This window comes from Roseomonas aeriglobus, assembly GCA_016937575.1.
In the GTDB taxonomy this organism is placed as follows: Bacteria; Pseudomonadota; Alphaproteobacteria; order Sphingomonadales; family Sphingomonadaceae; genus Sphingomonas; species Sphingomonas aerigloba.
This window is the reverse complement of sequence record JAFHKN010000002.1, coordinates 3,423,780-3,437,649: the sequence shown is the minus strand read 5'-3', so window position 1 is coordinate 3,437,649 and position 13,870 is coordinate 3,423,780. Positions and strand designations below refer to the sequence as shown.

Below are 13,870 nucleotides of genomic sequence, written 5' to 3'. Positions count from 1 at the left end.
AGCAACATCATCATCCTCGCGACGGCGGGGATATATTGTGGCTGGCCGTTCGACTCCAGCCGCACGCTCCGCCAGAATTGATCCCCGCCTGCGCGGGGATGACGAACGATGGGATAGGAAATCTGCACATGGGCCAGCCGCTCGACGATACCGCGCTCGACACGATCTTCCGCGCCGCGCGGACCTATAACGGCTACCTCGACAAGGCCGTTGGCGAGGACAAGCTTCACGCGATCTGGGATCTGATGAAGTTCGGTCCGACCTCCGCCAACCAGCTGCCCGCCCGCCTGGTCTGGTGCGTCAGCGACGAAGCTAAGGAGAAGCTCGCGGCCTGTGCCAGCGACAGCAACGCCGACAAGATCCGCAAGGCGCCGGTCAGCGTCGTCATCGGCATGGACGAGAATTTCCACGAGCATCTGCCCGAACTCTTCCCGCACACCGATGCGAAATCGTGGTTCGACGGCAACCTCGAATTGCGCAAGGCCTCGGCGTTTCGCAATTCCTCGCTCCAGGGCGCTTATTTCATCATCGCCGCGCGGGCGCTCGGGCTCGATACCGGGCCGATGTCGGGCTTCGATGGCGGCGCGGTGGACAAGGCGTTCTTTGCCGACCAACCGGGCGTGACGGTCAACTTCATCTCGACCCTGGGATACGGCGACCCGTCGACGATCTTCGATCGCAGCCCGCGCCCCGATTTCGGCAAGTTCAACCGGATCGCCTGACGCCTTGGCGTGCACGCTCGTCATCGACACCGCGACCGCGGCCTGTTCGGTCGCGCTGATCGACGGCGGCCGCGTCGTGGCGGCGTGCCATGAGGTCGTCGGTCGCGGGCATGCCGAACGGCTGGTGCCGATGATCGCCGAGCTGCCGGACGGTGGCCGGGCGGATGCGATCCTGGTCGATGTCGGCCCGGGCAGCTTCACCGGGGTACGGGTCGGCATCGCCGCCGCGATCGGCCTGGGGATCGGCTGGGGCGTGCCGGTGAGCGGATATAGCTCGACCGCACTGATCGCCGCGGCGGGATTGGCGGATAACATAGGTTGGCAGGGTCTTGCCGTCGTGCTCGAAGGCGGGCACGGTGAGCTGTTCGTGCAGGCCTATGACCGCCCCCTCGCCCCCGCAGGCGCCCTCGCTTCGCTGAAGCCCGATGCGGCCGCAGCCGCGATCGGCGCGCGCCCTGCGATCGGCACCGGCGTGCGCTGGCTCGTCGACATACGGGGGGTCGACGCATTGCCCGAGGCGGCGCGCGCGATCCTGCTGCCCGAAGCGCTGCGCACGCTGCCGCCGCGTCCGATCTATGGCCGCGCGCCCGACGCAAAACCTGCTGTGAACCGCGTCGAACGGCCGCAGGCGTCGCGATGAGCACGGCGCCGCGCCTGATCGATCTGCGCAGCGGCGACGTCACCGACCTGAACGCCGTCGTCCACATCATGAACCGCGCGTTCGACCCGCGATTCGGTGAGGCGTGGTCGTCGGCGCAGTGTATCGGCATGCTCGCGCTGCAGGGCGTATGGGTGACGCTGGCGTGCGAGGGCCAGGCGTTGGTCGGTTTTGCGATGGCGCGCGCGGTGGCGGGCGATGGCGAGCTGCTGTTGCTGGCGGTCGAGCCCGAGCGGCGCGGACGCGGCATCGGTGGCACGCTGCTGCGCAGCGTCATCGCCGACGCGCGGGAGAAGCAAGCCGAGCGGCTGCACCTGGAAATGCGGGCCGGCAACCCCGCGCTCGGCCTGTACCGCGCGCATGGGTTCACCCAGGTCGGCCAGCGGCGCGCCTATTATCGCGGCCCGACCGGCGAGGCGTTCGATGCCCATACCTATGCCCTGCCGCTGACCGGCTGACGCCCCGGTCACCTGCAAATTGCGAGTCGCTTGCGCTTCCAACCCGCGCGCGCATCCCTTACATCAGCCGAATGCCTCGCAAGATCGACCTCGAAGCCCTGTGTCACCAGAAGGGCCTGCGCATCACCGAACAGCGCAAGGTCATCGCGCGCGTGTTGTCCGAGGCGGAGGATCACCCGGACGTCGAGAAGGTGTATGAGCGCGCCTCGGCGATCGATCCGGGCATTTCGATCGCGACCGTCTATCGCACCGTCCGCCTGTTCGAAGAGGCGGGGATCCTCGATCGCCACGACTTCGGCGACGGTCGCGCACGCTACGAGCCGTCGCCCGAGGCGCATCATGATCACCTGATCGACGTCGAGACGGGCAAGGTCATCGAGTTCGTCGATCCCGAGTTGGAACTGCTCCAGAAACAGATCGCCGAGCGGCTGGGATTCCGGTTGGTCGACCACCGGATGGAGCTGTACGGCGTCAGCCTCGACAGGAAGGTTTGAAGGCAGGCTCCCGCCACCTTTCGATCGTCATTCCCGCGAAGGCGGGAATAAATTGGCGCCGAACATGGTCATAAAGCCGAAACGTCAGCCAGAATTGATCCCCGCCTCCGCGGGGATGACGGTGGAGGGGAACAGGTGACCGCCGCCGCCTTTCATCCCCGCTACTCCCTTGCCGCGAACCTCCGATTCGCCGTCCGCCTGACCGGCATCGCCCTTGCGCTGATCCTTGCGCTCCCGTTCCACGGCCTGTGGCGGCTGTTCCGCCTTTCCTCGCCCTGGCCGATGTATTTCCTCGCAGCGGTCGCATGGATCATCGGCGCCCGCCGCCGCACGATCGGTCGTTCCCTCAAACGCGACGTCGTCTTCCTGTCGAATCACTTGAGCTGGCTCGACATCCCGCTGCTCGCCGGGCGCAACGGGACCGCGTTCGTTGCCAAGTCGGACCTGGCGAACGTGCCGGTGATCGGCTGGCTCTGCGGCCTCAATCGCACGCTGTTCGTCGATCGCACCGCGCGGATGGGCGTCGCCGACCAGATCGCCCAGCTGCGCGATGCACTGGCGGAAGTGTGGTCGATCACGATCTTCGCCGAAGGCACGACCGGCGACGGCACGACGCTGCTCCCCTTCAAGCCCGCGCTGCTCGCCGTGCTCGACCCTCCGCCGCCCGGCGTCCTGGTCCAGCCGGTGCTGATCGATTACGGCCCGGCGATGGCCGATCTGGCGTGGCTGGGCGACGAACCCGGCGCGGTCAACGCCCGCCGCATCCTGTCGCGGCGCGGCGCCTTCACCGCGACGCTGACCTTTCTCGATTCGTTCGACCCGGCGGACTATCCCGGCCGCAAGGCGGTGGCGGCGGAGGCGCGGGCGCGGATGGTTCAGAAGAAGGTTTGATTCACGCAAAGGCGCGAAGGCGCTAAGAAGAAGATGTGATTTCACGCGGAGGCGCCGAGGCGCAGAGGTGTATCGCGCGCGGCAGCGTGCTTCTCTTAACCCAAACTGCGCCGCCCGGATGCTCGACTTAATAACAGGCTGCTGGCGCAGCGGGCGGGACACCTCCGCGTCTCCGCGCCTCCGCGTGAACCAAAATCTTCGCGCCTTCGCGCCTTCGCGTGACAAAACCCTTCTTCTTCCCGCCTCCTGTCAAAACCGCTACAGGCGCCACATCATGACCGTGCCAAAAACCTTTCACGTCAAATCCTTCGGCTGCCAGATGAACGTCTACGACGGCGAGCGGATGGCCGAGGCGATGGCGGCGGCGGGCTATACCGCCGCGACCGGCGAGGACGCCGACCTGGTCGTGCTCAACACGTGTCACATCCGCGAGAAGGCGACCGAGAAGGTCTATTCCGACATCGGCCGGATGAAGAAGGACCGCCCGAATCAGATGATCGCCGTCGCCGGCTGCGTCGCGCAGGCCGAAGGCGCGGAGATCGTCCGCCGCGCGAAGGTCGACGTCGTCGTCGGCCCGCAAGCCTACCACAATCTGCCGCAGCTGGTCGCCGATGCGGCCAAGGGCGCTGCGACGATCGACACCGACATGCCTGCGCTCAGCAAGTTCGGGGCGCTCCCCGCCCGCCGCCGCGTCGGCCCCTCGGCGTTCCTGACCGTGCAGGAAGGCTGCGACAAATTCTGCACCTATTGCGTGGTGCCCTATACCCGCGGCGCCGAAATCAGCCGGCCGTTCGCGGCGATCGTCGACGAAGCCAGGGCGCTGGTCGACGCCGGCGCCAAGGAAATCACGCTGCTCGGGCAGAATGTGAATGCGTGGGGCTCGGACGGCGAGGATCTGGGCAGCCTGATCCGCACGCTCGACCGCATCCCCGGCCTGGCGCGCATCCGCTACACGACCAGCCATCCCAACGACATGACGCAGGGGCTGATCGACGCCCACCGCGACGTCGAATCGCTGATGCCGTTCCTCCATCTGCCGGTGCAGTCGGGCAACGACCGCATCCTCAAGGCGATGAACCGCAGCCACACGCGCGACAGCTACCTGCGCATCCTGGACAACGTCCGCGTCGCGCGGCCCGATATCGCGCTGTCGGGCGACTTCATCGTCGGCTTTCCCGGCGAGACCGAAGCCGAGTTCGCTGATACACTGAGCCTGGTTGCCGAGGTGCGCCACGCGATGGCGTTCAGCTTCAAGTACAGCCCGCGCCCCGGTACGCCCGCCGCGGACCTGCCCGATCAGATCGCGCCGGAGGTGATGGTCGATCGCCTCGCGCGCCTGCAGGACGCGCTCGGCCGCGATCAGGCGGCGTTCAACGCCGCGACGGTCGGTCGGCGGTGCACGATCCTGATCGAACGACCGGGCCGCAAGCCGGGGCAGATGATCGGAAAATCGCCATGGCTGCAATCGGTGGTGGTCGAGAACGGTCCCCCGATCGGCACCCTGCTCGATGTCGAGATCACCGCGGCGGGGCCGGTGTCGCTGACCGGCGTGCCGGTGCTCGCGCTTGCCGCCTGACGCTGGGCGCGTGACCGACCGCCGCACCCTGCGGCCGTACGCCATGCTGGCGGCGGCGATGCTGTTCTGGGCGGGCAATGCGATAGCCGGACGGCTGGTCCGTGACGATATCCCGCCAGCGACGCTCAGCCTGATGCGCTGGGTGGGCGCACTCGCGCTACTGCTCCCCTTCGCCTGGGGACATCTGGTGCGCGACCGTGCGGTGCTGATCGCCGCCTGGCCACGGGTGGTCGTGATCGGGCTCCTGGGCGTCGCTGCATTCAACGCGCTCTATTATTTCGGGCTGCATTACACGACGGCGAGCAACGGGCTGTTGCTCCAGGCGCTGATCCCGACCCTCGTCCTGGTCTGCGACCGACTGATCTTCGGCATCCGCCCGGGGTGGAGCGCCGTCGCAGGCGTCGCCGTCTCGACGGTCGGCGTCGCGGTGATCGTATTCCGCGGTGATCCAGCACTGTTGGTCGGCTTCGTGCTCGGCCGCGGCGATGCGATCATTCTCGTCTCGGTGGTGGTCTGGGCGCTGTACACCAGCCTGTTGCGTACCAAGCCCGATGCGCATCCGCTCGCATTCCTGGCGGCGACCTTCATGGCGGGGCTCGTCGCCTTGCTCCCCTTGTCGGTCGCCGAGCTGGCGGGCGGCGCACGGCTGCACTGGACCCCGACCACGATCGCCGTGGTCGGCTACGTCGCCGTCTTCCCCTCGCTGCTCTCCTACCTGTTGTTCGGCGCCGGCGTCGCGGCACTGGGGGCGGGGCGCGCCGGGCAGACGATCAACCTGATGCCGCTATTCGGCGCGCTCCTGGCAGCGGCGCTGCTGGGCGAAACGCTCCACGGCTATCACGCCATCGGCATGGCGCTGATCCTGGTCGGGCTGGCGATCGGTCTGCTCGGCGCGCGGGCGGTCAGGCGAATGTGATCTCGCCCTGATCCTCGCCGTCCCAATAATGGATGCGGTCGGCGTGGACCTTGATCAGCACCAGGCCGGGCGTGTCGGTGCCCTGTTCGAACCAGCGCTCGAGATCCTTCACCCAGTGCGCCTCGAACGCGGCCTTGTCGCGGATGATCTCGGCCTTGCCCTCTGCGGCGATGAAGACCGGCGGCTTGCCGAGCAGCCCCTTGTTACCGTGGAGCGTCAGTCCGACGTTCGGATCGGCCTGGATTTCCTTCACCGTATGCGTGCTGTCGAGCGCGAAGAAGAAGCTGTCGCCGTCGTAATCCACGTCGCGGTTGTTGCTCATCGGGCGGGCGGCAATGCCGCCGTCGGCGGTCTTGGTCGACAGCATCGTGAAGTCGATATCGCGCATGATTTCGGCGAGGTCGGTCAGATATTTGGGCATAGAGGGCTCTCCTTTTCGCAGCCCCAAGCGGACGACGTCGCCCTGCGGTTCCACCGCGCCTGTTGCGCCGCCGCCACGCACTCCCCAAATCGGCGGCGTCACACAAATGCCGTTGTCTTTCAGGCGGCCTCTGCCACACTTCCCAGACCCGTGACGCGACCCCAAGGAGCCCGATGAGCCGAAAGCCCGTTCCCGCCCAGTCCGGCGAGCGCAGCCGTACCGAAGTGGTCTTCGACCGTCCGGAGCTGCTGCCGCAGCTGTTCGGGGAGTTCGACACCAATCTGGTCGCGCTGGAGAATCGGCTGGGGGTCTACATCACCGCGCGCGGCAACCGCGTGCAGGTGGAGGGAACGGCGGAGCAGGTGGCGCTGGCGCGCGACGTGCTGAACGGCCTCCACACCCGTATCCTCCAGGGCCAGGACATCGACCCCGGCATGGTCGACGCCGTGATCGCGCTCGCCGCGCAGCCGGTGCTCGACGGCATCATTTCGACCGAGCGTGGCCACGGCATCCCGCCGATCATGATCCGGACGCGCAAGAAGACGATCGTGCCGCGGACGATCGCCCAGACGCATTATATGCGCGATCTGGTCGGCCACGACATCATCTTCGCGCTTGGCCCCGCGGGCACCGGCAAGACCTATCTTGCGGTGGCCCAGGCCGTATCGCAGCTCATCACCGGCAGCATCCAGCGCCTGATCCTGTCGCGTCCCGCGGTGGAGGCGGGGGAGAAGCTGGGCTTCCTGCCGGGCGACATGAAGGAGAAGGTCGATCCCTATCTCCGCCCGCTGTACGACGCGCTCCACGATTGCCTGCCCGCCGAACAGGTCGAGCGGCGCATCGCCAGCGGCGAGATCGAGATCGCCCCGATCGCCTTCATGCGCGGCCGCACGCTGGCGGATGCCTTCATCATCCTCGACGAGGCACAGAACACCACGCCTGCGCAGATGAAGATGTTCCTGACCCGCTTCGGCGAAGGCAGCCGCATGGTGGTGTGCGGCGACCCGAAGCAGGTCGACCTGCCCGGCGGTGTCGCCGGCTCCGGTCTGGCCGACGCTGTCGCACGACTGGAGGGCGTCGAGGGCATCGCCGTCACCCGCTTCTCGGCCGCCGACGTCGTCCGCCACCCGATCGTCGGCCGGATCGTCGAAGCCTATGAGGGGCAGGACGGTTGAAGCCGGGGATATCCCGCAGTATATCCCGCTCCTGACGGAGTGCGGGTAATGGCATCGCTGTACATCAAGGACGAGGAGACGGCAGCGCTGGCGGCGGAAGTCGCGCGTCGGATGGGCACGACCAAGACAGAAGCGGTGCGAACCGCATTGCGCGAGAAGAAGGCGACGTTTGCGCCGGAAACGCATAAACCTGACCTAGTTGCTTGGGTGAAGGCGTATCACCAGCGGAATCCACTGCCGCCATCGGACGGCTTCACTGCGGACAAGGCATTCTTCGACTGGCTCTCGGGTGAGGAAGACGTCGAAGATGCGTCCAAGCGATGACGGTATTCGTCGACGCATCAGTGATTGTCGCAATTCTCAACGATGAAGAGGACGCGCTCGGTCAAGCCGCGCGCTTGGCCTCTTTCGAGGACCCGGTGATGTCGCCGGTCGCGGGTTGGGAAGCGACGGTCGCGGTCGCGAAGCGCCGATCTGAAGACATGGGATTGGCTTCCAGACGGATTCAGGATCTCGTGACCGCTGCCAACGTTCGGACGGTTTCCATTGGGACGGATGAGATGCGGATCGCGATCGACGCATACGAGCGGTACGGCAAGGGCCGGCACCCTGCCAATCTGAACATGGGCGATTGCTTCGCCTACGCCTGCGCCAAGACCAACGGTGCGACGTTGCTCTACAAGGGCGATGATTTCTCGAAAACGGACCTCGCATGATCGATATCGCCGTCCTCCGCGAAGACCCCTGGCCCGATGCGACCGATTGGGAGGCGCTCGCCACCCGCGCCGCCACCGCCGCGATTCGGGCGACACCGCAGCGCGACTGGCTGGCGCATCCGGTGCAGATCGAGATCGCCGTCCGGCTGACCAGCGACGACGAGGTTCACACGCTCAACCGCCAATATCGCGAAAAGGACAAGCCGACCAACGTGCTCTCCTTCCCGATGGTCCAGCCCGACCTGCTCGATACGGTCACCCAAGGCTCGGACGACGGCGAAGTGTTGCTCGGCGACATCGTCCTCGCCCACGGCGTTTGCGCGGCCGAGGCGGCGGAAAAGGGGGTGTCGGTCGACGATCACGCCACCCATTTGATTGTCCACGGCACCCTGCATCTGCTAGGCCACGACCACGGCACCGATGCGGAAGCCGAGGTGATGGAGGGGCTGGAGCGCGACGTGCTCTCCGGTCTCGGCATCGCCGATCCCTATCTGATCCGCGAGGATTGACGCATTTCCAATGGCAGAGGACCGAAGTCGCGCCGGTAACGGCGACTCCGAAAACGGCAGCATCTGGACGGGTCTGAGGACCCTGATCTTCGGCGACGAATCCGCCGAAACGCTGCGCGACCAGATCGAGGACGTGCTCGAGCGTCACGACGACGAAAAGGCCCGGCCGATCGCCGGCGACCTGGCACCGATCGAGCGCCAGATGCTCAAGAACCTGCTGCATTTCGGTGAGCGCGACGCCGGCGACATGGGCGTGCCGCGCGCCGACATCATCGCGGTGGAGGAGGGCACCAGCTTCGACGCGCTCGTCGCGCTGTTCGCCGATGCGGGGCACAGCCGTCTGCCGGTCTATCGCCAGCGGCTCGATACGATCGTCGGCATGGTCCACATCAAGGACGTCTTCCCCATCCTGGCCACCGGCGCGGAAAGGCCCGCGACGATCGAGAGCCTGATCCGCCAGCCGCTCTATGTGCCGCAATCGATGGGCGCGATCGACCTGCTCGCGCAGATGCGCGCCAGCCGGACGCATCTCGCGATCGTCCTCGACGAATATTCGGGCACCGAAGGCCTGATCACGATCGAGGATCTGATCGAGGAGATCGTTGGCGAGATCGAGGACGAGCATGACGAGGCGCCCGAGGCGCTGATCGTTCCGCTGGGCGGCGGCGCCTGGCAGGCGGATGCGCGCGCCGAGCTGGAGGACATTGCCGAGGCGATCGACCCGCGGCTGGGCGAAGTCGAGGAAGACGTCGATACGATCGGTGGCCTCGCGGTCGTGCTGGCTGGGCATGTGCCCGAAGCGGGCGAGACGCTGACGCACGACAGCGGCTGGCAGATCGAGGTCGTCGAATCGGACGCCAAGCGCGTGTCGAAACTGCGGCTGCATCCGCCCAAGCCGGTGCCTGAAGGCGTCGAGGCTTAGGGTCTCAAATTCCTCCCCGGCAAGGCGAGGTGGCATCCAAAGCATGACGGAGGGGTGTCGCCCCCCCCTCCGGATAGCGGGACACCCCCTCCGTCGCGCTGACGCGCGCCACCTCCCTTGCAGAGGAGGACCAGACGGAATCCCTCATCGCCTCACCCGATCAAAGCCTTCGCAATTTCGCATTTTGTCGATCAGTCATCCTCGTGTAGCTGAACAAGGATCGAGATGGTCGAGCCGCCGGTTCAGCGATCCGGCGCGTTCGATCACGGGCCTGTCGCACCGCGACTGGAGCCTGTTCGACGAAATGCTAGCGTCGTGCGAACTGACGCGAAGAGGAGACGAGCAATGGATGCCAAGACGGGTTCGATCGACAAGAACGGCGGCGGCTGCCCCTTCGACCATAGCGTGCGCAGCCTGCTCGGCCGCACCAACCGCGACTGGTGGCCGCAGGCGCTGGCCGTCGACATCCTGTCGCCGAACGGCCCGGTCAACCCGATGGGCGATGATTTCGACTATGCCGAAGCGTTCAAGCAGCTCGATTACGACGCCCTGAAGCGCGACCTGCACGCGCTGATGACCGACAGCCAGCCCTGGTGGCCGGCCGACTATGGTCACTATGGCCCGTTCTTCATCCGCATGGCGTGGCACGCCGCCGGCACCTATCGCACCGGCGACGGCCGCGGTGGCGCGAACAGCGGGCAGCAGCGTTTCGCTCCCCTCGATTCGTGGCCGGACAACGGCAACCTCGACAAGGCCCGCCGCCTGCTGTGGCCGATCAAGCAGAAATACGGCAAGCACATCAGCTGGGCCGATCTGTTCATCCTGACCGGCAACGTCGCGATCGAATCGATGGGCGGCCCGGTGTTCGGCTTCGGCGGCGGTCGTGCCGACGTCTATGAACCCGAGAAGGACATCTACTGGGGCGAGGAAGACAAGTGGGTCAACGAGGGCGTCGAGACCCGCATCCGTCCCGACGAAGGCTATCACGAACTCGACGGACCGCTCGCCGCGATCCAGATGGGCCTCATCTACGTCAATCCGGAAGGTCCGGGCGGCAACCCCGATCCGCTGCAGTCCGCGCGCGACATGAAGGCGACCTTCGAGCGCATGGCGATGAACCATGAGGAAACCGTCGCGCTGACCGCGGGCGGCCACACCTTCGGCAAGGCGCACGGCAATGGCGACGCCTCGCTGCTCGGCGCGGCGCCGGCGGGTGGCGACCTCGCGGCGATGGGCTTCGGCTGGGTGTCGAGCCACGAGAGCGGCGGTATCGGCGAGCACACCGTGACCAGCGGCATCGAGGGGTCGTGGGTGAACACCCCCACCGAGTGGAGCGAGAACTACTTCCGCCTGCTGCTCGATTACGAGTACGAGCTCGTCCGCTCGCCGGCGGGTGCCCAGCAGTGGCAGCCGATCAACCAGCGCGAAGAGGATATGGCGCCCGCCGCCTGGGATCCGAACAAGAAGGTCCCGACGATGATGACGACCGCCGACATGGCGCTGAAGGTCGATCCGGAATTCCGCGCGATCAGCGAGAGGTTCCGCAACGACCACGAAGCGTTCAAGGACGCGTTCGCCCGCGCCTGGTTCAAGCTGACCCACCGCGACATGGGCCCGAAGGTCCGCTACCTCGGCCCCGAAGTCCCGGCCGAAGACCTGATCTGGCAGGACCCGGTTCCTGCCGGGACGATGCCGTCGGACGCCGATGTCGAAGCGGTGAAGGCCAAGATCCGTGACAGCGGCCTGACCGTCAGCCAGCTGATCAAGACCGCCTGGGCCTCGGCCTCGACCTACCGCAAGTCCGACTATCGCGGTGGTGCGAACGGTGCGCGCATCCGGCTCGAGCCGCAGCGCAACTGGGAGGCCAACGAGCCGGAGATGCTGGCGAAGGTCCTCGACACGCTCGAGGGGCTGCGCGGCAACCTGTCGATGGCGGACGCCATCGTGCTCGGCGGTGTCGTCGGCCTCGAAAAGGCGATTGCGGACGCGGGCTTCTCGGTACCGGTCCCGTTCACCGGCGGTCGCGGCGACGCGACGCAGGAACAGACCGACATCGACAGCTTCGCGCCGCTCGAGCCGCAGGCCGATGCGTTCCGCAACTATCTCCCCAAGAAGCTGCGCGTGCTGACCGAGGAAATGATGCTCGACCGTGCATCGCTGCTCGGCCTGTCGGTGCCGGAAATGACCGTACTGGTCGGCGGCCTGCGCGTTCTCGGTGCGAATTGGGGCGAGCGTGGCCATGGCCACTTCACCAAGCGTCCGGGCCAGCTGACCACCGACTTCTTCGTCAACCTGCTCGACATGACCAATGTCTGGAAGGAATCGGAAGGCAGCAACGCCGAGGAATATGTCGCGACCGATCGTGCGGAAGGCCATGAAAAGTGGCGTGCCACGCGGGCCGACCTGGTGTTCGGTTCGAACAGCGAACTGCGCGCCATCGCCGAGGTCTATGCCGAAACCGGCCATGAGGAGAAGTTCGTGAAGGACTTCGTCAAGGCCTGGACCAAGGTCATGAACGCAGACCGGTTCGATCTCGCCGCCTAACCCTTCGGCGAGGTTGAGTGCAGGACGGCCGCGGGGGCTCCTCCCTCCCCCGCGGCCGTTTTGCTGTCTTTACCCCCCTCCCCTTCAGGGGAGGGGTTAGTGGTGGGGCCTCTCCACTGGCGATTCGCTTGAGGAACTGCCCCACCCCAACCCAGTTGCAGGGAAGCGATGCCCCGAATCGCTTAGGTCAGACCGGGGGCCTGACTGACCTGCCACTCCTGGAGGGGAGGGGCTTGAGACTGTTGCTCACCCTCCCAGCAACACCCGTCGTCGCCATTGCAATGTTGGAATTCATTTGCTTCGGTCCCGATCGGCCTTCCGCCGTCGCTCCTTGACCTCGTAAGTTTGCCCACGCGCGACCAGGCACCGTGCGGTCCGCCCACGTCAAAAGTGTCAAAAGTGCCAAAAGTGACGAAGGCTGACGAATAGACCGCGGTATCGCAACTTTTGCCCGATCGCCGCGCGTTCGGCAGGGACGATTGCACCGTCGCGCTTCGCCGCGTACCCTTGTCTCCATGCGCAAACACATCCTGATCGTGCTCGGCATCTTCCTCGTCATCGCAGGCGGCGCGGCCTATTATCTGACGCGGCCCGACGTCGCGCGGCTGCCGGTCGAGGCGGTGATGGGGGTGCGGCCCAACATCACCGATCCGCGCAAACAATGGTTCCCGACGATCGGCATCGCCGAAGTCGTCGGTTGGAACGGCGGCAAGCCGACGCCGGGCGCGGGCCTGCAGGTCGCGGCGTTTGCGCAAGGGCTCGACCATCCGCGCTGGATGTACCGCCTGCCGAACGGCGATGTACTGGTTGCCGAGACGAACTCGCCCCCGCGGGAGGGCGGCGGGATCACCGGCTGGGCGATGAAGCTGCTGATGGGCCGCGCCGGTGCCGATACCCCGTCAGCCAACCGGATCTCGCTGCTGCGCGACGCGAACGGCGATGGCGTCGCGGAGACGAAGACGGCCTTCATGACCGGGCTGAATTCGCCGTTCGGCATGGCCCTGGTCGGCGACTGGCTGTACGTCGCCAACACCGACGCGCTGGTCCGGGTGCGCTACACGCCGGGCGCGACGACGATCAGCGCCAAGCCGGAAGTCGTCACCACCTATCCGGGCGGCGGCAATCACTGGACCCGTGGCTTGGTCGCGGCGCCCGATGGCAAGACGTTGTACGTTTCGGTCGGCTCTGCGTCGAACATCGGCGAAAACGGGATGGACGTGGAAAGGAACCGCGCCGGCATCCTGCAAGTGTTCCCGGACACGAAGTACAAGCGCCTCTACGCCGCCGGGCTGCGCAACCCTGTCGGCTTGGCCATCGAACCGCGGTCGCAGCGGCTGTGGACGGTCGTGAACGAACGCGACATGCTCGGCTCCGACGTGCCGCCCGACTATATGGCGGCGGTCGACCTGGGGGATAACTTCGGCTGGCCCTGGTATTATTGGGGCGGTTATCCCGACACGCGGGTCGAGCCGGCCAACCCGGCGTTGCAGGAATATTCGAAGCGTGGCGATTACGCGCTGGGGGCGCATACCGCCTCGCTCGGCCTCGCCTTCGCCGGCGATGCGAAGCTGGGACCCCGCTTTGCCAACGGCGCCTTCGTCGGCCAGCACGGATCGTGGAACCGCGAGCCCAAGGCCGGGTACAAGGTGCTCTACGTGCCGTTCGGCGCCAACGCCTTCCCCGACCGCCAAGCCAAGCCGGTCGATGTGCTGACCGGCTTTCTCGACAGCGAAGGCCGCGCGCGTGGCCGCCCGGTGGGGGTCATCACCGATGCGAGCGGCGCGCTGCTGGTGGCGGACGACGTGGGCAACGTCATCTGGCGGGTGCGAGCGGCTGGTAACCAGCGTTAACTGATCGCGGATCGCCGC

15 protein-coding genes are annotated in these 13,870 nt (G+C 66.5%); 14 read left to right on the top strand and 1 reads right to left on the bottom strand.

Annotated features, from left to right (window positions below):
• Positions 1–128 precede the first annotated feature (128 nt).
• The 7 genes from JW805_16840 to JW805_16810 all read left to right on the top strand — a co-directional run bounded on the left by JW805_16840 (position 129) and on the right by JW805_16810 (position 5,715).
• Positions 129–722, top strand: a complete 594-nt coding sequence (locus tag JW805_16840; GenBank protein ID MBN2973676.1) for a malonic semialdehyde reductase — start codon at positions 129–131, stop codon at positions 720–722.
• A gap of 4 nt (positions 723–726) precedes the next feature.
• A complete protein-coding gene (gene tsaB, locus JW805_16835) occupies positions 727–1,362 on the top strand; it encodes a tRNA (adenosine(37)-N6)-threonylcarbamoyltransferase complex dimerization subunit type 1 TsaB (GenBank protein ID MBN2973675.1) in 636 nt (211 codons plus the stop codon).
• Positions 1,359–1,838 (top strand): GNAT family N-acetyltransferase, encoded by a 480-nt coding sequence (locus JW805_16830; protein ID MBN2973674.1) that lies wholly within the window; start codon positions 1,359–1,361, stop codon positions 1,836–1,838. Before tsaB ends, JW805_16830 begins: the two co-directional genes overlap by 4 nt.
• Before the next feature lie 71 nt (positions 1,839–1,909).
• On the top strand, positions 1,910–2,332 hold the full coding sequence (locus JW805_16825) for a transcriptional repressor (protein ID MBN2973673.1): 423 nt from the start codon (positions 1,910–1,912) through the stop codon (positions 2,330–2,332).
• A 135-nt stretch (positions 2,333–2,467) separates the two neighbouring features.
• Entirely contained in the window at positions 2,468–3,223 is a 756-nt protein-coding gene (locus JW805_16820) for a 1-acyl-sn-glycerol-3-phosphate acyltransferase (GenBank protein MBN2973672.1), read from the top strand.
• Positions 3,224–3,497: 274 nt separating this feature from the next.
• Positions 3,498–4,799 carry a tRNA (N6-isopentenyl adenosine(37)-C2)-methylthiotransferase MiaB gene (miaB, locus tag JW805_16815; protein MBN2973671.1) on the top strand — a complete coding sequence of 434 codons (1,302 nt, stop codon included), beginning with the start codon at positions 3,498–3,500 and terminating at the stop codon, positions 4,797–4,799.
• Between the two features lie 10 nt (positions 4,800–4,809).
• Entirely contained in the window at positions 4,810–5,715 is a 906-nt protein-coding gene (locus JW805_16810; GenBank protein ID MBN2973670.1) for a DMT family transporter, read from the top strand.
• Here JW805_16810 and JW805_16805 read toward each other — a convergent pair.
• Positions 5,702–6,136 carry a pyridoxamine 5'-phosphate oxidase family protein gene (locus tag JW805_16805; protein ID MBN2973669.1) on the bottom strand — a complete coding sequence of 145 codons (435 nt, stop codon included), beginning with the start codon at positions 6,134–6,136 and terminating at the stop codon, positions 5,702–5,704. The two genes, JW805_16810 and JW805_16805, sit on opposite strands and share 14 nt — an antisense overlap.
• A gap of 173 nt (positions 6,137–6,309) precedes the next feature.
• On the opposite strand from JW805_16805, the gene JW805_16800 reads away from it, so the two are divergent.
• From JW805_16800 to JW805_16770, 7 genes are all read left to right on the top strand, one after another.
• Entirely contained in the window at positions 6,310–7,311 is a 1,002-nt protein-coding gene (locus tag JW805_16800) for a PhoH family protein (GenBank protein MBN2973668.1), read from the top strand.
• Positions 7,312–7,359: 48 nt separating this feature from the next.
• On the top strand, positions 7,360–7,635 hold the full coding sequence (locus tag JW805_16795; protein ID MBN2973667.1) for a type II toxin-antitoxin system VapB family antitoxin: 276 nt from the start codon (positions 7,360–7,362) through the stop codon (positions 7,633–7,635).
• Positions 7,632–8,027, top strand: coding sequence for a type II toxin-antitoxin system VapC family toxin (locus JW805_16790; protein ID MBN2973666.1), 396 nt, complete (start codon positions 7,632–7,634; stop codon positions 8,025–8,027). The genes JW805_16795 and JW805_16790 overlap by 4 nt, the downstream gene beginning before the upstream one ends.
• The gene (gene ybeY, locus JW805_16785; protein ID MBN2973665.1) at positions 8,024–8,536 is read left to right on the top strand and encodes an rRNA maturation RNase YbeY; all 513 of its coding nucleotides are present in this window, start codon (positions 8,024–8,026) and stop codon (positions 8,534–8,536) included. Before JW805_16790 ends, ybeY begins: the two co-directional genes overlap by 4 nt.
• A 10-nt stretch (positions 8,537–8,546) precedes the next feature.
• A complete protein-coding gene (locus JW805_16780) occupies positions 8,547–9,458 on the top strand; it encodes an HlyC/CorC family transporter (protein ID MBN2973664.1) in 912 nt (303 codons plus the stop codon).
• Positions 9,459–9,803: 345 nt separating this feature from the next.
• Complete coding sequence (gene katG, locus JW805_16775) at positions 9,804–12,002, top strand: catalase/peroxidase HPI (GenBank protein MBN2973663.1); 2,199 nt, start codon at positions 9,804–9,806, stop codon at positions 12,000–12,002.
• Positions 12,003–12,517: 515 nt separating this feature from the next.
• Positions 12,518–13,852 carry a sorbosone dehydrogenase family protein gene (locus JW805_16770; GenBank protein ID MBN2973662.1) on the top strand — a complete coding sequence of 445 codons (1,335 nt, stop codon included), beginning with the start codon at positions 12,518–12,520 and terminating at the stop codon, positions 13,850–13,852.
• Positions 13,853–13,870 lie beyond the last annotated feature (18 nt).